The organism is Pseudomonas sp. JAI115 (assembly GCF_014200835.1).
Classification (GTDB): domain Bacteria; phylum Pseudomonadota; class Gammaproteobacteria; order Pseudomonadales; family Pseudomonadaceae; genus Aquipseudomonas; species Aquipseudomonas putida_A.
In genome coordinates, this window is record NZ_JACHCY010000003.1 from 283,221 (window position 1) to 301,213 (window position 17,993).

13 protein-coding genes are annotated in these 17,993 nt (G+C 59.7%); 8 read left to right on the forward strand and 5 right to left on the reverse strand.

Translation table 11 applies throughout. The features are described 5' to 3' along the window. Positions 1–68: 68 nt before the first annotated feature. The 4 genes from clpX (at position 69) to HDC30_RS09300 (ending at position 6,441) form a co-directional block, all read left to right on the forward strand. Entirely contained in the window at positions 69–1,352 is a 1,284-nt protein-coding gene (gene clpX / locus HDC30_RS09285) for an ATP-dependent Clp protease ATP-binding subunit ClpX (RefSeq protein ID WP_003223632.1), read from the forward strand. Positions 1,353–1,515: 163 nt separating this feature from the next. Further along, entirely contained in the window at positions 1,516–3,912 is a 2,397-nt protein-coding gene (lon, locus tag HDC30_RS09290) for an endopeptidase La (protein ID WP_183782523.1), read from the forward strand. 148 nt (positions 3,913–4,060) lie between these two features. Then, positions 4,061–4,333, forward strand: a complete 273-nt coding sequence (locus tag HDC30_RS09295; RefSeq protein ID WP_008077714.1) for an HU family DNA-binding protein — start codon at positions 4,061–4,063, stop codon at positions 4,331–4,333. Between the two features lie 236 nt (positions 4,334–4,569). Beyond that, positions 4,570–6,441 carry a SurA N-terminal domain-containing protein gene (locus HDC30_RS09300; protein WP_103369491.1) on the forward strand — a complete coding sequence of 624 codons (1,872 nt, stop codon included), beginning with the start codon at positions 4,570–4,572 and terminating at the stop codon, positions 6,439–6,441. A 567-nt stretch (positions 6,442–7,008) separates the two neighbouring features. Here HDC30_RS09300 and HDC30_RS09305 read toward each other — a convergent pair. Further along, positions 7,009–8,211: an MFS transporter gene (locus HDC30_RS09305; protein WP_183782528.1), complete on the reverse strand. Its 1,203-nt coding sequence runs from the start codon at positions 8,209–8,211 to the stop codon at positions 7,009–7,011. Positions 8,212–8,331: 120 nt separating this feature from the next. Here HDC30_RS09305 and HDC30_RS09310 point away from each other — a divergent pair, with 120 nt between their 5' ends. Together HDC30_RS09310 and HDC30_RS09315 are read left to right on the forward strand one after the other, a co-directional pair. Next, positions 8,332–9,231 (forward strand): LysR family transcriptional regulator, encoded by a 900-nt coding sequence (locus HDC30_RS09310; protein ID WP_183782531.1) that lies wholly within the window; start codon positions 8,332–8,334, stop codon positions 9,229–9,231. A 91-nt stretch (positions 9,232–9,322) separates the two neighbouring features. Then, positions 9,323–10,210, forward strand: a complete 888-nt coding sequence (locus tag HDC30_RS09315; protein WP_183782535.1) for a DUF2242 domain-containing protein — start codon at positions 9,323–9,325, stop codon at positions 10,208–10,210. Between the two features lie 388 nt (positions 10,211–10,598). Here the strand turns inward: HDC30_RS09315 and HDC30_RS09320 are convergent, their stop codons facing one another. Further along, a complete protein-coding gene (locus HDC30_RS09320) occupies positions 10,599–11,639 on the reverse strand; it encodes an AraC family transcriptional regulator (protein WP_183782538.1) in 1,041 nt (346 codons plus the stop codon). Between the two features lie 3 nt (positions 11,640–11,642). Continuing rightward, a complete protein-coding gene (locus HDC30_RS09325; protein WP_183782541.1) occupies positions 11,643–12,773 on the reverse strand; it encodes a carbon-nitrogen hydrolase family protein in 1,131 nt (376 codons plus the stop codon). A gap of 206 nt (positions 12,774–12,979) precedes the next feature. On the opposite strand from HDC30_RS09325, the gene HDC30_RS09330 reads away from it, so the two are divergent. Together HDC30_RS09330 and HDC30_RS09335 are read left to right on the forward strand one after the other, a co-directional pair. Continuing rightward, the gene (locus HDC30_RS09330) at positions 12,980–15,019 is read left to right on the forward strand and encodes an FAD-dependent oxidoreductase (protein WP_183782544.1); all 2,040 of its coding nucleotides are present in this window, start codon (positions 12,980–12,982) and stop codon (positions 15,017–15,019) included. 227 nt (positions 15,020–15,246) lie between these two features. Further along, positions 15,247–16,176, forward strand: a complete 930-nt coding sequence (locus HDC30_RS09335) for a 1-aminocyclopropane-1-carboxylate deaminase/D-cysteine desulfhydrase (RefSeq protein ID WP_183782548.1) — start codon at positions 15,247–15,249, stop codon at positions 16,174–16,176. A 161-nt stretch (positions 16,177–16,337) separates the two neighbouring features. Here HDC30_RS09335 and HDC30_RS09340 read toward each other — a convergent pair whose 3' ends face one another. Together HDC30_RS09340 and phnX are read right to left on the reverse strand one after the other, a co-directional pair. Further along, positions 16,338–16,886 carry a cytochrome b gene (locus HDC30_RS09340; RefSeq protein ID WP_097088200.1) on the reverse strand — a complete coding sequence of 183 codons (549 nt, stop codon included), beginning with the start codon at positions 16,884–16,886 and terminating at the stop codon, positions 16,338–16,340. Between the two features lie 192 nt (positions 16,887–17,078). Beyond that, positions 17,079–17,906 carry a phosphonoacetaldehyde hydrolase gene (gene phnX, locus HDC30_RS09345; protein WP_096795690.1) on the reverse strand — a complete coding sequence of 276 codons (828 nt, stop codon included), beginning with the start codon at positions 17,904–17,906 and terminating at the stop codon, positions 17,079–17,081. Positions 17,907–17,993 lie beyond the last annotated feature (87 nt).

Sequence of the window (17,993 nt, forward strand, 5' to 3'; positions counted from 1 at the left end):
GCGGGCTTGAAAAAGCCCGCAATAGCCTTCATCTTGTGTTACAAGCCTATCGGATTTGGATCGAACGAATGACTGACACCCGCAACGGCGAGGACAACGGCAAGCTGCTCTATTGCTCCTTCTGTGGCAAAAGCCAGCATGAAGTGCGCAAATTGATTGCCGGCCCCTCGGTCTTTATCTGCGACGAGTGCGTCGACCTGTGCAATGACATCATCCGCGAGGAGGTGCAGGAAGCACAGGCCGAAAGCAGCGCGCATAAATTGCCTTCGCCTAAAGAAATCAGCGGCATCCTTGACCAGTATGTAATCGGTCAGGAGCGTGCGAAAAAGGTTCTGGCCGTAGCGGTGTACAACCACTACAAGCGCCTGAACCAGCGTGACAAGAAGGCTGACGACGTCGAACTCGGCAAGAGCAACATCCTGCTGATCGGCCCGACAGGCTCCGGTAAAACCCTGCTGGCCGAAACACTGGCCCGCCTGCTGAACGTTCCGTTCACCATCGCTGACGCAACCACCCTCACCGAGGCCGGTTACGTAGGTGAAGATGTCGAGAACATCATTCAGAAATTGCTGCAAAAGTGCGATTACGACGTGGAAAAGGCCCAGATGGGCATTGTCTATATCGACGAAATCGACAAGATTTCCCGCAAGTCCGACAACCCGTCGATCACCCGCGATGTTTCCGGTGAAGGCGTGCAGCAGGCCTTGCTCAAGTTGATCGAAGGCACGGTCGCTTCCGTTCCACCGCAAGGTGGTCGCAAGCATCCGCAGCAGGAGTTCCTGCAGGTCGACACCCGTAACATCCTGTTCATCTGCGGCGGTGCGTTCTCTGGTCTGGAAAAGGTTATCCAAAACCGTTCCACCAAGGGCGGCATCGGTTTCAACGCAGAAGTGCGCAGCAAGGAAGAAGGCAAGAAAGTCGGTGAATCCCTGCGTGAAGTCGAGCCTGACGATCTGGTCAAGTTCGGTCTGATCCCGGAATTCGTCGGTCGTCTGCCGGTTCTTGCGACGCTGGACGAGCTCGACGAGGCTGCGTTGATGCAGATCCTCACCGAGCCGAAAAATGCTCTGACCAAACAGTATGCCAAGCTGTTCGAGATGGAAGGCGTGGATCTGGAGTTCCGGACCGACGCACTGAAGTCGGTCGCCAAGCGGGCCCTGGAACGTAAAACCGGTGCCCGTGGCCTGCGTTCGATTCTCGAAGGTGTGCTGCTCGACACGATGTACGAAATCCCTTCGCAGTCTGAAGTGAGCAAAGTCGTCATCGATGAAAGCGTGATTGAAGGCAAGTCCAAGCCACTGTATATCTACGAAAACAGTGAGCCGACGGCCAAGGCAGCGCCGGACGCGTAAGCGTCCACACTGCCGGAACAAAGAAGGGGCCTTCGGGCCTCTTTTTTTTTATGTCGTTTTTTACATCCGCTTTGCGCTTGTTTTTTTTCAAGGCAGCCCCCATCTTGGTTTCAAGTTTAATTCCATCTGATTACGGCCATATGGCCGCCGTAGAGGCGAAATCATGAAGACAACCATCGAATTGCCTCTCCTGCCATTGCGTGATGTCGTGGTGTATCCGCACATGGTTATCCCGCTGTTCGTGGGGCGCGAGAAATCCATCGAAGCCCTCGAGGCCGCGATGACGGGCGACAAGCAGATCCTGCTGCTGGCCCAGAGAAACCCGGCTGACGATGATCCCGGTGAAGAAGCTCTCTATCGCGTAGGTACTATCGCCACTGTGTTGCAGCTGCTGAAGCTGCCGGACGGCACCGTCAAGGTTCTGGTCGAAGGCGAGCAGCGTGGCGCTGTAGAGCGCTTCAGCGAAGTCGACGGGCATTGCCGCGCCGAAGTCTCGCTGATCGACGAAGTCGACGCCGCCGAGCGCGAATCCGAAGTGTTCGTGCGCAGCCTGCTGTCGCAGTTCGAACAATACGTGCAGTTGGGCAAGAAGGTCCCGGCTGAAGTCCTGTCGTCGCTCAACAGCATTGAAGAGCCGGGTCGTCTGGTCGACACCATGGCCGCGCACATGGCGCTGAAAATCGAGCAAAAGCAGGAAATCCTCGAAATCATCGATCTGTCGGCCCGGGTCGAGCACGTGCTCGCCTTGCTGGATGCCGAAATCGATCTGCTGCAAGTTGAAAAACGCATTCGCGGCCGCGTCAAAAAGCAAATGGAGCGCAGCCAGCGCGAGTACTACCTGAATGAGCAGATGAAGGCCATTCAGAAAGAGCTGGGCGACGGTGACGAAGGTCACAATGAAATCGAAGAGCTGAAAAAGCGCATCGATGCTGCCGGCCTGCCGAAAGATGCCTTGGCCAAAGCCACCGCCGAGCTGAACAAGCTCAAGCAAATGTCGCCGATGTCCGCTGAAGCCACCGTGGTGCGCTCCTACATCGACTGGCTGGTGCAGGTGCCGTGGAAGGCGCAAAGCAAGGTACGCCTCGACCTGGCGCGTGCTGAAGACATTCTCGACGCCGATCACTACGGTCTCGAAGAGGTCAAGGAGCGCATCCTTGAATACCTCGCCGTGCAGAAGCGCGTGAAGAAGATCCGTGGCCCGGTGCTGTGCCTGGTGGGTCCTCCTGGCGTGGGTAAGACCTCGCTGGCAGAGTCGATTGCCCACGCCACCAACCGTAAATTTGTGCGTATGGCCCTCGGTGGCGTGCGTGATGAAGCGGAAATTCGTGGTCATCGTCGGACTTACATCGGTTCGATGCCAGGAAGATTGATTCAAAAGATGACAAAAGTGGGTGTGCGCAACCCGCTGTTCCTGCTCGATGAAATCGACAAAATGGGCAGCGACATGCGTGGCGACCCGGCGTCGGCGTTGCTGGAAGTGCTCGATCCGGAGCAGAACCACAACTTCAACGATCACTATCTGGAAGTCGATTACGACCTGTCCGATGTGATGTTCCTGTGCACCTCGAACTCGATGAACATCCCGCCGGCATTGCTGGACCGGATGGAAGTCATTCGTCTGCCGGGCTACACCGAAGACGAAAAGATCAACATCGCCGTAAAGTACCTGTCGCCCAAGCAGATTGCCGCCAATGGTCTGAAGAAAGGCGAGCTGGAATTCGATGAAGAAGCGATCCGCGACATCATCCGTTACTACACCCGTGAAGCCGGTGTGCGTGGCCTTGAACGTCAGATCGCCAAAGTCTGCCGCAAGGCTGTGAAAGAACATGCGCTGGAAAAACGTTTCTCGGTAAAAGTGACAGCTGACCTGCTGGAACACTTCCTCGGTGTGCGCAAATTCCGCTACGGTCTGGCCGAACAGCAGGATCAGATCGGACAGGTGACTGGCCTGGCGTGGACGCAGGTGGGCGGCGAATTGCTGACCATCGAAGCGGCTGTGGTACCGGGCAAAGGTCAACTGATCAAGACCGGTTCGTTGGGCGATGTAATGGTCGAATCGATCACTGCGGCGCTGACCGTTGTGCGCAGCCGTGCCAAAAGCCTGGGCATTCCGCTGGACTTCCATGAGAAGCGCGACACGCACATTCACATGCCGGAAGGGGCGACCCCGAAAGACGGTCCGAGCGCTGGTGTAGGCATGTGCACCGCACTGGTTTCGGCATTGACCGGGATTCCGGTGCGCGCCGATGTCGCCATGACCGGCGAAATTACCCTGCGTGGCCAAGTGTTGGCGATTGGTGGTCTGAAGGAAAAACTGCTCGCGGCTCACCGTGGCGGAATCAAGATTGTGATTATTCCGGAAGAGAACGTGCGCGATCTCAAGGAGATTCCTGACAATATCAAGCAGGATCTGCAGATTAAACCGGTTAAATGGATTGACGAGGTCCTGCAAATTGCGCTGCAATACGCGCCGGAGCCCTTGCCGGATGTGGCTCCGGAGATAGTTTCCAAGGACGAAAAACGTGAGTCTGATTCAAAGGAAAGAATTAGCACGCATTAATACGTTTTTGCCTGGGGGGCTTCCTTGACAGCTTTTTAGAGCCCTTGTTATAAAGCGGCTCTTAAGTGTCTGTAGGCCATTCAGCACTCGTTTTTGCTTTCACCAAAAAACTTAGAATCATCTCAAAATAGATATAAGGGGACTTAGAGTGAACAAGTCGGAACTGATTGATGCTATCGCTGCATCCGCTGATATCCCGAAAGCTGCTGCTGGCCGTGCGCTGGACGCTGTAATCGAATCCGTCACTGGCGCTCTCAAGGCTGGCGACTCCGTTGTTCTGGTTGGTTTCGGCACTTTCTCCGTGACTGATCGTCCAGCTCGCGTTGGTCGTAACCCACAGACCGGCAAGACGCTGCAAATCGCTGCTGCTAAAAAGCCAGGTTTCAAAGCCGGTAAAGCACTGAAAGAAGCTGTTAACTAAGTTAGTTTGTTTCAGGTTTTTACCCATCCGGGTCGGGGTCATGCCTGACTTGGCAGCGGAGCGGTAGAGCAGGTCGCTGGAACAGCCGCCTGTAACGCCGGGATCGAGGGTTCGAGCCCTGTCCGCTCCGCCAGTTACGAGAAGGCGCATCCTCGGATGCGCCTTTCTTCTATCCGGATTCTACCCACGCTCCACGGTTGCCTAATTTTTGAAGTTCAACCGTTTCTGGGGGACGCATGCTGCAGAATATCAGGGACAATTCACAAGGCTGGATTGCCAAGACCATTATCGGGGTCATCGTTGCACTGATGGCTCTGACCGGTTTCGATGCCATTTTCAAGGCCACGACGCACACCAACGATGCGGCCAAGGTCAATGGTGAAGAAATCAGCCAGAACGAGCTGAGCCAGGCCGTTGACATGCAACGCCGTCAGCTGATGCAACAACTGGGCAAGGACTTCGATGCTTCCTTGCTTGACGAAAAAATGCTCCGCGAATCGGCCCTCAAGGGTCTGATCGATCGCAAGCTGCTGCTGCAAGGCGCAGAACAATCGAAATTCGCTTTCTCCGAAGGTGCACTGGATCAGGTGATCCTGCAGACCCCTGAATTCCAGGTGGACGGCAAGTTCAGCTCCGAGCGCTTCGACCAGGTGATTCGTCAACTGGGCTACACCCGCATGCAATTCCGCCAGATGCTGGCTCAGGAAATGCTGATCGGTCAGTTGCGCGCCGGTGTTGCCGGTAGCGGCTTCGTCACCGACGCCGAAGTGCTGGCCTTTGCCCGTCTGGAAAAGCAGACCCGCGATTTCGCTTCGCTGAACGTCAAGGCCGACCCGGCCGCGGTCAAGCTGACCGACGATGAGGTCAAGGCTTACTACGACGAGCACGCCAAGGAGTTCATGACCCCTGAGCAAGTGGTCGTCGATTATGTCGAGCTGAAGAAGTCTTCGTTCTTCGACCAGGTTGCGGTCAAGGATGAAGACCTGCAGGCGGCGTATCAGAAAGAGATCGCCAACCTGTCGGAACAGCGTCGTGCTGCGCACATCCTGATCGAAGTCAACGACAAGACCACCGACGCTCAGGCCAAGGCGAAGATCGAAGAAGTCCAGGCGCGTCTGGCCAAGGGCGAGAAATTCGAAGCGCTGGCCAAGGAGTTCTCGCAGGATCCGGGTTCGGCCAACAATGGCGGTGACCTCGGTTTTGCCGGTCCTGGCGTCTATGACCCAGCTTTCGAAAAAGCCCTGTACTCGTTGAACAAGGACCAGGTGTCCGAGCCGGTGCGTACCGACTTCGGTTACCACCTGATCAAGCTGCTGGGTGTTGAAGCGCCGGAAGTTCCGACCCTGGCCAGCCTGAAAGACAAGTTGACCCGCGAGCTGAAGACTCAACAGGTCGAGCAGCGTTTTGTCGAGGCGACCAAGCAACTGGAAGACTCGGCGTTCGAAGCGTCTGACCTGGCCCAGCCTGCGGCAGATCTGAAACTGACTGTGCACACCACCAAGCCATTCGGCCGTGAAGGTGGTGAAGGCATCGCCGCCAACCGCGCGGTGGTGACGGCTGCGTTCAGTCAGGAAGTGCTGGAAGAAAACGCCAACAGCACCGGTATCGAGCTGGACCCGGAAACCGTGGTCGTGCTGCGTGCCAAGGAACATCTGAAGCCTGAGCAGTTGCCACTCGAAGCGGTGAACACGGCGATCCGTGCCCAACTGACCAAAGAGCACGCCAGCGCTGCGGCCAAGACCAAGGCTGACCAGTTGATTGCTGGTCTGCGCGATGGCAAGACTGCACTGGACAAGGCGGTTGACGGCCAGAACTGGAAGGTTGTGACGGCGGCGACCCGTGCTCAGGAAGGGGTTGACCCGACTGTGCTGCAGGCGTTGTTCCGCATGCCGAAACCGGCAGCCAAGGGCAAGCCGACGTTCAGCAGCGTGACCTTGCAGGACGGTAGTCTGATGATTGTGCGTCTGGACGGTGTAAATGAAGCGGTAGCGCCGACTGATGAAGAGAAGGCGCAGTACCGTCGTTTCCTGGCTTCGCGTGAAGGTCAGCAGGATTTTGCGGCGTTCCGTAAGCAGTTGGAGAGTCAGGCGGACATCAAGCGGTATTGATGGTTGACTGAGTGGTAACTGGAAAGCCCCGATCTTATGGTCGGGGCTTTTTTTATGGTTGAGATTTGGGTGTATATCCGTTGCTTCGGGTGCTGCCGCTGGCGGTTTCGCTCTTACAGCGAGTCACTTTTCCAGACGCCGAAAAGTAACCAAAAGGCTTGGCCCCGGCGTTCGGCCCTCGCCGTGGCTCGGTTTCCTTCGTTACGGGATTCATCCGGGGGCATCGCCTCCGGTTTGCTTCGCTGCACCTCCTCTCGATGTGTTTGGCTTCGCCAAACGTCGCTGCGCTCCTTCCCCCGGATAAACCCCTCCACTCAGCCTGCCGATGGGGCCGGCACGGCAAGATCAAGAGCTTTCGGCGAGCTGACACTCGGCCCGTGTAGGAGCTGCCGAAGGCTGCGATCTTTTGTCTTTTGATCTTTTGATCTTGATCTTGTGGGAGCTGGCTTGCCAGCGATGGCGGCCTGTCAGGCGACCAATCTCTGCCTGCCCACCTCAATCCCTGTGGGAGCGAGCCTGCTCGCGAAGGCGGTTGATCGGTCAACCAATCCGCGACAGGCAAACCCATCACCTCACCCCCGTGAACCCATGACCTCGCGCAATGAGCGCCGCATACAAGGTCAAAACCAGCAACCCCACAACAACCCACGGAAAACCCCCAACCCCCAGACTCCCCAGCAGCAAACCACCCGCCAAACCACCCCCGGCAATCCCGACATTCCACAGGGTCACCAGCATCGACTGCGCCGTATCGGCAGCATCTCCAGCGGTTTTCGCCGAGGCAGTCTGCAGCAGCGAAGGCATCGCACCAAACGCCAATCCCCACACGGCGACGGCGAGGTAGACCACGGTCGCCGATTCTCGCCACAGGCCCAAGGCGATGGCGGAGAGCATGAACAGCAGCGTGCTGATCAGCATCAGTTCGCGCAGCCAGTGATCGATCAGGCTGCCGACGATCCACAGGCTCAGCACTGAGGCGAGGCCGAACACCAGCAGCACCCGGTCGATATCGCTGGCCAGTCCCGACGGTTGCAGGAACGGTGCGATATAGGTGTAAAGCAGGTTGTGGGCGATCACGTAGGTCAAGGTCACGAACAACACCGAGCGTACGCCGGGCAGGGTGAAGACCTGACGTAGGGGCAGGCGTTTTCCTGCGTGTTCTCCGGCAAAGTCCGGCACTTGCCAGCGCACCCAGATCACCAGCAACAGCGTCAGCGCAGTCATGATGGCGAAGCTCAGGCGCCAGCCCACCAGAGTGCCGAGTAGCGTGCCGGCCGGGATGCCCAGCGAGAGTGCCAGCGGCGCGCCAAGCATGGCGACGGTGATCGCTCGGCCTTGCAGGTGTGGGGCAACCATGCGGCTGGCGTAGCCTGCCAGCAACGCCCACAGCAGCCCGGCAAATATCCCGGCGAGCAAGCGTGCGGTCAAAGTCAGCCAGTACCATTCCGACACGGCGGTGGTGCTGTTGGCGATGGCGAAGCCGCCGATGGCTGACAGCAGCAATGGCCGACGACGCCAGCTGCGGGTGACGATGGTCAGCGGGATGGCGGCGAGCATCGAGCCAATCGCGTACAGGGTGACCAGTTGCCCGATCAGTGCCTGGGAGACATTCAGCCCCGCGCTCATTTGTGGCAGCAGGCCGGCGGGCATGGCTTCGGTCAGCACCGTGATGAAACCGGCGGTGGCCAGGGCCAGCAGGGCGCCGAGGGGCAATCGTTCGCGGGTGTCGACTGGCTGGGTGAGGGCCGAGGTCAGTTGTGCGTCGTTCATGAGTCAGCGTCCATGTGCCGAAGTGGGTGAAGGCCATAGGCTAGGGCGCTGCGCAGTGGAGAAAAATGGGTTACGGTTCCGAACATATCGGACACGGATGTCGTGAATCGGAGGGGCGGAATGGACAGTCTGGGCAGTATTTCGGTGTTTGTTCAAGTCGCCGAGACCCGCAGTTTTACCGAGGCTGGGCGGCTGCAGGGCGTGTCGTCTTCAGCGGTGGGCAAAAGTATCGCCCGGCTGGAGGCGCGATTGGGCGTGCGGCTGTTTCATCGCACTACCCGCAGCATCACCCTGACCAGCGAGGGCGCGCTGTTCCTCGCACGCTGTCGCAAAATTCTCGCCGAGGTGGAAGCCGCCGAGTTCGAACTTTGCGATTCCGCCTCGCAGCCCCATGGCAAACTGCGCATCAGCCTGCCGCAGGTGCACGGGCTGGTAATGCCGGTGATGAATGAGTTCATGGCGCTGTACCCGCAGATCGAGCTGGATCTGGACCTGACTGATCGCATGGTCGACGTGGTCGAGGAGGGCTTCGATGCGGTGATTCGTACCGGTCAGCCACGAGATTCACGGCTGATGGCGCGGCCCTTGGGCGAGTTTCACATGGTGCTGGTGGCGAGCCCGCTGTATCTGCAACAGCACGGCGTGCCGCAAATTCCCGCCGATCTGGCGGAGCACGCCTGCTTGCGGCACACCTTTCATGCCACCGGCAAGCTGGAGCCATGGCCATTGACTGGCGAGGAGGGCGCGCCGGAGCCGAGCTTGCCGACGCGGCTGGTCACTACCTCCATCGAAGCCGTCCATCATGCGGCGCTGGCAGGGATGGGTATCGCTTGCCTGCCGGATTTCATGACCCATGAGGATGTGGCGCAGGGGCGCTTGCAGCGAGTGCTGGATGCGCATATGAAGCACACCGGTCAGTTCTGGGTATTGTGGCCCTCCAGTCGCCATGCCACCGCCAAATTGCGCGTCTTCATCGATCACTTGTCGCTGCGACTTTTTCCGGCAAACAAGGGTCAATAGGGTTGTAACGGCTTTAAGACACAATCCATGCGCCGCAGGGCAACGTTCTGTTGCACAATACGCCCCGGACTGTTTTTCCTCAGGATGTTCAATGTTGATTTCAACTCCCATGCGTGTCGTTGGGTTGGCGCTGTTGTTGACCGCTGTTGCTGGCTGTTCGAAGGACAAGCCGATCTATGAGCATGAGAACTTCGATGATTCCGGCACGTTCTCGCGCAATTATCCGGTGGCCGACACCGCGAGTTGCGAGGCGGCCCGTCGTGCGTTGCTCAGCCAGGGCTACATCATCACCAGCAGTGACCCGAAACTGGTCAGTGGCCACAAGAGTTTCCAGCAGACCGGGGAAACCCACCTGGAAATCAGCTTCAACGTGGTGTGTGCCGAAGATGGCAGTGCCAAGCACCATGCCACGGTGTTCGCCAATGCCCTGCAGGATCGCTACGCGTTGAAGAAGACCAACAACTCCGCCAGTCTCGGGGTTGGCGTATTGGGTTCGGTGTCGATGCCGATCGGCTCATCCGACGATTCGATGGTCAAGGTGGCCAGTGAGACCGTGACCTCGCAGAAGTTCTACGAGCGGTTCTTCACGCTGGTTGAGTTGTTCCTGCCAGCCGATGCGAAGAAAGCCGCGCACATCGAAGAAAAACCCAAGACCGATCTCGGTGTGCCTGAGCCCAAGCCTGCCGCTGTAGCGCCGGTTACACCTGCACCGGCGGTAGAGGCAACGCCTGCACCGCCGCCAGCCGGGATTGTCGAGCCTGCCCAAAACATGACGCCGGCAGCCCCGGCAGCGACCCCGGCCCCCGCTCCGGTTGCGCCGACGCCAACGGGTTCTGAGCCAGTGGTGCCGCCGGCCGAGTCAGCGCCGATCACCCCGGCACCGAGTGCAGAGCCTGCACCGGCTACCGAAACGATCACGCCGCCGGCCAACCCGACCAATATCCCGCCGCCATCGGAGCCGATTCCGGCGATGCAGTAACACACACACACACATCCCATGTGGGAGCGGGCTTGCTCGCGAAAGCGGAGTATCAGTCAATGTATATGTTGATTGACACTGCGCTTTCGCGAGCAAGCCCGCTCCCACATTTGTTTTGTGGTGTACTCAAATCTCGTTACATTCCCCCGACAAAAATCCTGCGATAAATTCCTGACCACCTGCTACGTTTTATTCATGAAGGCGGGATGTCACTTTTCCTTCATACGGGCACGATAGGCTCGAGGCACTGGTCAGTTGACCGGGCTATTTTCAAACGGGCAGCAGGGGGATCACACGATGGATGACTATCAAGAAGAACTGCTCGAATACCAGGCATATGAACTGGATCAGCCAGAGCCGGCCGAAGACGCCACCGAGTTGTAAGGTGTCAGGCTGTTTTGCGGTGACTGCGGCGAAACTCGCCGGGGGTCTGGCCGCTCCAGCGCTTGAAGGCGCGTTGAAACGCCTCGGCTGAAGCAAAGCCCAGCAGGTAGGCGATCTCGCCGAACGCCAGTTCGGTGTCGCGGATGTAGGTCATCGCCAGATCACGGCGGGTGTCATTGAGGATCGCGCGAAACTGCGTGCCTTCCTCGGCCAGTTTGCGCCGCAACGTCCAGGTCGGCAGCTTCAGGCGCGCCGCCACTTCTTCCAGGTCGGGTTCCCGGCCACCATTGAGCAACGGCCCCAACAGCTGAGTGATGCGTTCACGCAGGCTGCGGGTGCGGGTCAATTGCTCTAGTTCCCGTTCACACAATTGCAGCAGATGCCGCCAGGTACTCGGGCAGTGCTCGGGATTACGCTGTGCGAGGCTGTTCAGGTTCAGGCGCAATTGATTGCGTTCGGCGCCGAACTGGATTGGGCAGTCGCCCAAGACGTTGTAGGCGTCGCGATAGTCCGGCGCGTCAAATTCGATCTCGATGCGCTCGGCGCGCAGTGGCTCGCGACCGACGCTGGACAGCTGATGCAGCCAGCCGGCGATGATCGAATCCACTACAAAACGGTTATAGGCGTTGTACGGGCTGATCGAATAGAAGCGCAGCCACGCGCCATGAGCGTCTTCGTGAAAACTCGACTGCCCGCGATAGTTGGAGCCGTACAGCGGCTCGAAGCGGATCAGACAACGGGCGGCCTCGCGCACGGTCGGCGCCTGCGCGGCAGTGACCCCGGCGAGCCCGGCCTGACTCAAGCGGCTGAGCTGGCCCATGCGCAAGCCCAGTGCCGGATCGCCGGTCAACTGAATCGCGCTGTGCCCCAGACGCATGTAGCGCGGAATCGACAACCGCGCGCCGGCCTCGGCCAGTCGTGCGGCATCCAGTCCGTATTGTTCAAGCAGCGGTTGCGGATCGGTGCCATGGCTGCGCACGGCATCAGCGAGGCTGTGCACGAAACCTACCGACAGATCCCCCAGACGCATCGGCAGCGGCTTCATGGCTTACAACCAGATGTTCAGCAGACGCGCGCCACGGGCTTCGCCATCGGCGAATTGCTGGCCGTTGCTGCTGAGGAAGCTTTGCCCCGAACCGGGCTTGTCCCAGAACTGGCCGCGCAGGAACACGCTCATGCCGGCGATCGCACGGCTGCTCGGTGGCTGTGCGGTCAGTGTCAGGCGATGCCAGGCCTGACCTTCACTGATTTCTCCGGGCTTGAGGCTGACCGACCCCGGTGTACTCGAACCCTTATAGCCGGCCCACGGCTGATCCCAGGCACCGTGGCCGACGACGAAGGCCGGCACCGCCACCAGTTGCGCACCTTGCTCGTCGAGTCGGCGATAGTTGTCGGGGTACCAGCTGTCGCTGCCGATCAGCACACCCAGACGCCCGGCCGGGGTCTCGACTACGTTGATCGCGTGCTCGTCTTCGCTTCCGATCACATCGCGCTGTTCGAAGATCGGGTGCATCTGCCGCTGTGGCTGGCCCAGCGGTACGCCATCGCTACCGAACACCACGCTGCTGTTGAACAGCGCGCCGCTGCCGGGCTTGAGTTGGCCATCACGAATGCTCGGTTCGGGCAGGACGATGGAACCGGCCACCAGTGTGACGTGGAATTCCTTGGCCAGACCACCGAATAACGTCTGGTAATCCTTGGCCATGGCTTTGGACTTCATCCGCAGATGGGCGTCGTCGAGGCGATTTTCGCCCTTGGCAGTGAGCCAGGCGCGGGCGAACAGCAACGGATTGCTCGCCGCCAGCCAGTTCATCGCTTCGACCAGGGTCGGCGCCTGGTAGAGCTCGTCTTTCTCGCCGCTGATCATCAGCCAGGTGCCGACATGCTCGGGCAGTACCACCACGGTTTTTTCGTTGAGCAGCCCCTGATCCTGTGCCTGCTGCAGATAGGCCGCGAGTTTGCGGTGCAGGCGTTCCGGGCTTTGGTAGTCGGTGGGAAACAGTTCCGGCTGGATGCCCAGCAGATTGCCGCGGTCGGCGGGCGTGCCCTGATCGACCGCCAGTTTGATGCGCAGGTCCGACAGGTAATGCCCCGCCGGCCGGTCCGCCGCCCACATGGCGTAGGTGGTCAGAGCGGCAACGATGGCCATGGAGAAAAACAGATACAGAAGTTTGCGCATGAAAACCAACAACAGCCGGGTACAGGGTGTGGCGACTAGGGTAGGGCGCATGCCGGCACTTGCCAAGGGGCGCTGCGCATTTGGATCAATAAGTTGTCAGTTTCGGTCATTGAGTGACAGCAGTGCGACTCTTAGTCTGTCGAACATGACTGACGGGGGACGCAGAGCTCCCGCAATTTCCGTGATCGCACGTTGTGGAGTTACCGATGACCGCCGCTCATTACCCGCACCTGTTGGCCCCGCTGGACCTGGGATTCACCACGCTGCGCAACCGCACCCTGATGGGTTCGATGCACACTGGCCTTGAAGAAAAACCGGGTGGCTTCGAACGCATGGCGGCGTACTTCGCTGAGCGTGCCCGTGGCGGCGTCGGCCTGATGGTCACCGGCGGTATCGGCCCGAACGATGAGGGCGGCGTGTACTCCGGCGCAGCCAAGCTGACCACCGAGGAAGAAGCGCTCAAGCATCGCATCGTCACTCGCGCAGTGCACGAGGCGGGCGGCAAGATCTGCATGCAGATCCTCCACGCCGGGCGTTATGCCTACAGCCCGAAACAGGTGGCGCCGAGTGCGATTCAAGCGCCGATCAACCCGTTCAAGCCCAAAGAGCTGGACGAGGAGGGCATCGAGAAACAGATCAGCGATTTCGTCACCTGCTCGGTACTGGCGCAGAGCGCCGAGTACGATGGCGTGGAAATCATGGGCTCGGAAGGTTATTTCATTAACCAGTTCTTCGCCGCGCACACCAACCACCGCACCGACCGCTGGGGCGGCAGTTATGAAAACCGCATGCGCCTGCCGGTGGAAATCGTCCGTCGCGTACGCGAAGCAGTCGGGCCGAACTTCATCATCATTTTCCGTTTGTCGATGCTTGATCTGGTCGAGGGCGGCAGCAGCTGGGAAGAGATCGTGACCCTGGCCAAAGCCATCGAGCAGGCCGGCGCGACCATCATCAACACTGGCATCGGCTGGCACGAAGCGCGGATCCCGACCATCGCCACCAAGGTGCCGCGCGCGGCGTTCAGCAAGGTCACCGCCAAACTGCGTGGTTCGGTGAACATTCCGCTGATCACCACCAACCGCATCAACACCCCGGAAATCGCCGAGCAGATCCTCGCTGAAGGCGATGCCGACATGGTCTCGATGGCACGGCCGTTCCTCGCCGATCCGGACTTCGTCAACAAAGCCGCAGAAGGCCGCGCCGACGAAATCAACACCTGCATCGGCTGCAACCAGGCGTGCCTCGATCACACCTTCGGCGGCAAACTCACCAGTTGCCTGGTCAACCCGCGTGCCTGCCATGAAACCGAGCTCAACTATTTGCCGGTGCAACAGATCAAGAAGATCGCCGTGGTCGGTGCCGGCCCTGCCGGTCTGTCCGCCGCGACCGTGGCCGCCGAGCGCGGTCATCAGGTAACCCTGTTCGATTCGGCCAGCGAAATCGGCGGCCAGTTCAACATCGCCAAGCGTGTGCCGGGCAAGGAAGAATTCTTCGAAACCTTGCGCTACTTCAAGCGCAAGCTGCAGACCACGAATGTCGAGGTGTGCCTGAACACCCGTGTCGACGTGGCGAAGCTGGTCGAGGGCGGTTACGACGAAATCATCCTCGCCACCGGCATCGCACCGCGTGTGCCGGCGATTCCGGGCGTGGACAACGCCAAGGTGCTGAGCTATCTGGACGTGATCCTCGAGCGCAAACCGGTGGGCAAGCGCGTCGCGGTGATTGGCGCGGGCGGTATCGGTTTCGACGTCTCCGAGTTCCTCGTGCACCAAGGCGTGGCCACCAGTCTCGATCGCACCGCGTTCTGGAAAGAGTGGGGCATCGACACCCATCTGGAAGCCCGTGGTGGCGTGGCCGGGATCAAAGCAGCGCCGCACGCGCCGGCTCGCGAAGTGTTCCTGTTGCAGCGCAAGAAAACCAAGGTCGGTGATGGCCTGGGCAAGACCACCGGCTGGATTCACCGCACCGGTCTGAAGAACAAGCAGGTGCAGATGCTCAACAGCGTCGAATACCTGAAAATCGACGACGAAGGCCTGCACATCCGCATCGGCGAAACCGGCGAGCCGCAAGTGCTGGCGGTGGACAATATCGTGATCTGCGCCGGCCAGGATCCACTGCGCGATCTGCAGGAAGGTCTGGTCGCGGCGGGGCAGAACGTGCACCTGATCGGCGGCGCCGATGTGGCGGCGGAGCTGGATGCCAAGCGCGCGATCAATCAGGGGTCGCGTCTCGCCGCTGAACTTTAACCACCACGAATCCCCCCTGTGGGAGCGAGCCTGCTCGCGAAAGCGGAGTGTCAGCCAATACACATGTCGACTGACACGACGCCTTCGCGAGCAGGCCCGCTCCCACAGTGGTTTGGCGGTGTGCGCAACATTTATGGATGGCGCGGATCCTGTAGGAGTGAGCCTGCTCGCGATGGCGTCCTGTGAGCGACTAGAATGCCGGCTCTGCCTCGAATGATCAGTCGCCCATGCTTCTTCCTCCCGCCAACTGGCTACCCCAAGCCCCCCTCGAATTGCTTCAATTCGACTGGCTCACCAACGCCGGAATCGAGGTCGCCATCCTGCGACTCGACCAGATCGACCCGCTGATCAGCGGCAACAAATGGTTCAAACTCACCGAACACCTCAAAGCTGCCGACCGCGCCGGCGCGCAGGGCATCATCAGCCTGGGTGGCGCGCATTCCAATCATCTGCATGCGCTGGCGGCGGCTGGCAAGCGTCTGGGTTTCGAAACCGTTGGGCTGTTGCGTGGCCATCCACAGCAGACGCCCACGGTTGAGGACCTGCAGGCGTTCGGCATGCAACTGCACTGGCTCGGTTACGGCGGCTATCGGGCGCGGCATGAGCCCGGCTTCTGGGAGCCTTGGCAGGCGCAGTTCCCGAATCTGCACGCAGTGCCAGAGGGTGGCGGCGGATTGGCCGGTGCCTTAGGCTGCAAAGCGCTCAAGGAGCAGGTGATCACCACGCAACTGAAGAATCTGGGCTGGAGCGATTTCCACGGCTGGTGGCTGGCGTGCGGCACCGGGACGACTCTGGCAGGGTTGGTACTCGCCGAGGCGGGAGAGCGTGCGGTGTACGGCGCGCTGGCGGTGCCGGAGGATCATGGCGTGGCGGCGCAGGTGGAGGCGATCGTTCGGGAGACGGATATGGCAATGACGAATTACGCATTGTTCGACGCGAGCCGGGGTGGTTTTGCCAAGGTTGATCCGGTGTTGCTTGAGTTCATCGAGAGCACTGAGCACAGTAGCGGCGTTCCGTTGGAGCCGCTGTATACCGGCAAGGCTTTGTTGATGCTCAAGGAGCAGATTGAGGCCGGCAGATTTGAGCCAGGCACCCGGTTGATCTTTGTTCATACCGGCGGTTTGCAGGGGCGCCGCGGATTCACTTCCTACAGTTGAACTTCTGTGGCGAGGGAGCTTGCTCCCGCTCGGCGGCGCAGCCGTCGTCGATTCAGCGAATACAGTTTGCCTGACAGTCCAGATTTTCAGGATTCAGGTCTGCTGCGCAGCCCAGCGGGAGCAAGCTCCCTCGCCACACGGGAAATTTACCGAGTTGGTGTTCAACCGCGCTTGGGCATCATCCGCAGCAAGGTGTTATCGCCCACCACATAATGGTGATACAGCCCCGCCAGCGCATGCAGGCCGATCAGCCAGTAGCCGATGTTGCCGATCAACACGTGCCAGTGCTCCACCTGTTTGGCGAACGCCTTGTCTTCATGAACCAGCAGCGGCAGATCGAAGCCGTAGAACATCACCTGATGCCCCTCGGCGCTGGTGATCAGCCAGCCGAGAATCGGCATGCTGATCATGAACAGGTACAACAACCAGTGCATCACCCGCGCCAGCAGGGTTTGCCACTGCGGCGAGGCCGGGAAGATTTTCGGTGCCGGGCCGATGCTGCGCGCTACGAGGCGAAACCACACCAGCACGAACACGGTCAGGCCGAGCATGTAGTGCACTTCGCGGATCAGTGAGCGGCCGCCACTGCCTTTGGGAAAAATCCCGCGCAACTCCATGCTGGCATACACCAGGATCAACAGGACCAGCATCAGCCAGTGCAGCAGCACGGACACGGTGCTGTAGCGGGATTCGGAACTTGTCCACGGCATACGGTGTTTCCTCACAGATCAGGGTCGCCACGTGCCGTTCTTGTGCGACGGCATGCTTTAACTGTAATCCCCTTTGGCAGATTTGCCTGAGGCTGATCGGAGTTTCACTGCGCTGAGTCAGGGCTTTAGCCAAAAAAAACGCCAGTGTCGCGAAGACCCTGGCGTTTTTTGTTGTTTTGAGAAAAGGCGTGATCAGCTCGATTGTGGCATTTCACCGTTGGCCAGACGCTTGTTGATGTCGGCAATCACTTCCGGCAGGTCGCTGATGGTGTCGATCATATAGTGCGGACGCGAATCGGCGAACAGCGCGTGGATGCGTTTGCGTTCGCTGGCCAGTTCGTCGCTGCCCAGCGCCCGGTAACCGGCATAGTCCAGGCCCAGTGCGTTGCCCGAGCAGATCAGCGCCACGGTCCACATCCCGGCGCGACGGCCTTCGAGGATGCCCGGTACGGTGTCGTCGATCTTCACGCAGGCCGCGACATCATCGATGCCCAACGCAATCACGTTGGCCAACGCCTGGGCCGGCCATGGGCGACCGTTCGGCACTTCGTCGGTGGCGACCACGTGGTCGGCAATGTAGCCGTTAGTGGCAGCGAGGGCCACGACCTTGTCCATCACCTGTTTCGGGTAGCCGGAGCAGGAGCCGATCTTGATCCCTTGCTGGCGCAGGTTGGCGATGGTTTCCAGTGCGCCGGGAATCAGCGCCGAGTGCTCGGCGATTTTCTCGATCTGCAGCGGCATGAAGCGGTTGTAGATCGCGGTCACGTCATCATCGGTCGGGGTGCGGCCGAAGGCTTTGCGATAACGCTCGGCCACTTGTGGCTGATCGCACAGGGTACGAATGTGATCCCACTTGCCCATGCCCATCGGGCCACGGGCCTCTTCGATGGAGACCTGAACGTCGAATTCGGCGAAGGCTTCAACGAAGATCTGCGTCGGTGCGAACGAGCCGAAATCGACCACGGTGCCGGCCCAGTCGAGGATGGCGGCTTGCAGTTTGTTTGGGTTGGTGTAGTTCATGGCAATCAATTCCTGAGTTGGCAATACGGTTCAAAACTGTGGGAGCGGGCTTGCTCGCGAATGCGGCGGCACATTCAACATTGATGG

Bases quoted from the DNA above. Each gene is read 5' to 3' on its own strand.
- HDC30_RS09330 (WP_183782544.1), top strand. From the start codon at position 12,980: ATGACCGCCGCTCATTACCCGCACCTGTTGGCCCCGCTGGACCTGGGA.
- HDC30_RS09325 (WP_183782541.1), bottom strand. From the start codon at position 12,773: ATGCGCAAACTTCTGTATCTGTTTTTCTCCATGGCCATCGTTGCCGCT.
- HDC30_RS09335 (WP_183782548.1), top strand. From the start codon at position 15,247: ATGCTTCTTCCTCCCGCCAACTGGCTACCCCAAGCCCCCCTCGAATTG.
- lon (WP_183782523.1), top strand. From the start codon at position 1,516: ATGAAGACAACCATCGAATTGCCTCTCCTGCCATTGCGTGATGTCGTG.
- HDC30_RS09320 (WP_183782538.1), bottom strand. From the start codon at position 11,639: ATGAAGCCGCTGCCGATGCGTCTGGGGGATCTGTCGGTAGGTTTCGTG.
- phnX (WP_096795690.1), bottom strand. From the start codon at position 17,906: ATGAACTACACCAACCCAAACAAACTGCAAGCCGCCATCCTCGACTGG.
- HDC30_RS09340 (WP_097088200.1), bottom strand. From the start codon at position 16,886: ATGCCGTGGACAAGTTCCGAATCCCGCTACAGCACCGTGTCCGTGCTG.
- HDC30_RS09315 (WP_183782535.1), top strand. From the start codon at position 9,323: ATGTTGATTTCAACTCCCATGCGTGTCGTTGGGTTGGCGCTGTTGTTG.
- HDC30_RS09305 (WP_183782528.1), bottom strand. From the start codon at position 8,211: ATGAACGACGCACAACTGACCTCGGCCCTCACCCAGCCAGTCGACACC.
- HDC30_RS09300 (WP_103369491.1), top strand. From the start codon at position 4,570: ATGCTGCAGAATATCAGGGACAATTCACAAGGCTGGATTGCCAAGACC.
- clpX (WP_003223632.1), top strand. From the start codon at position 69: ATGACTGACACCCGCAACGGCGAGGACAACGGCAAGCTGCTCTATTGC.
- HDC30_RS09310 (WP_183782531.1), top strand. From the start codon at position 8,332: ATGGACAGTCTGGGCAGTATTTCGGTGTTTGTTCAAGTCGCCGAGACC.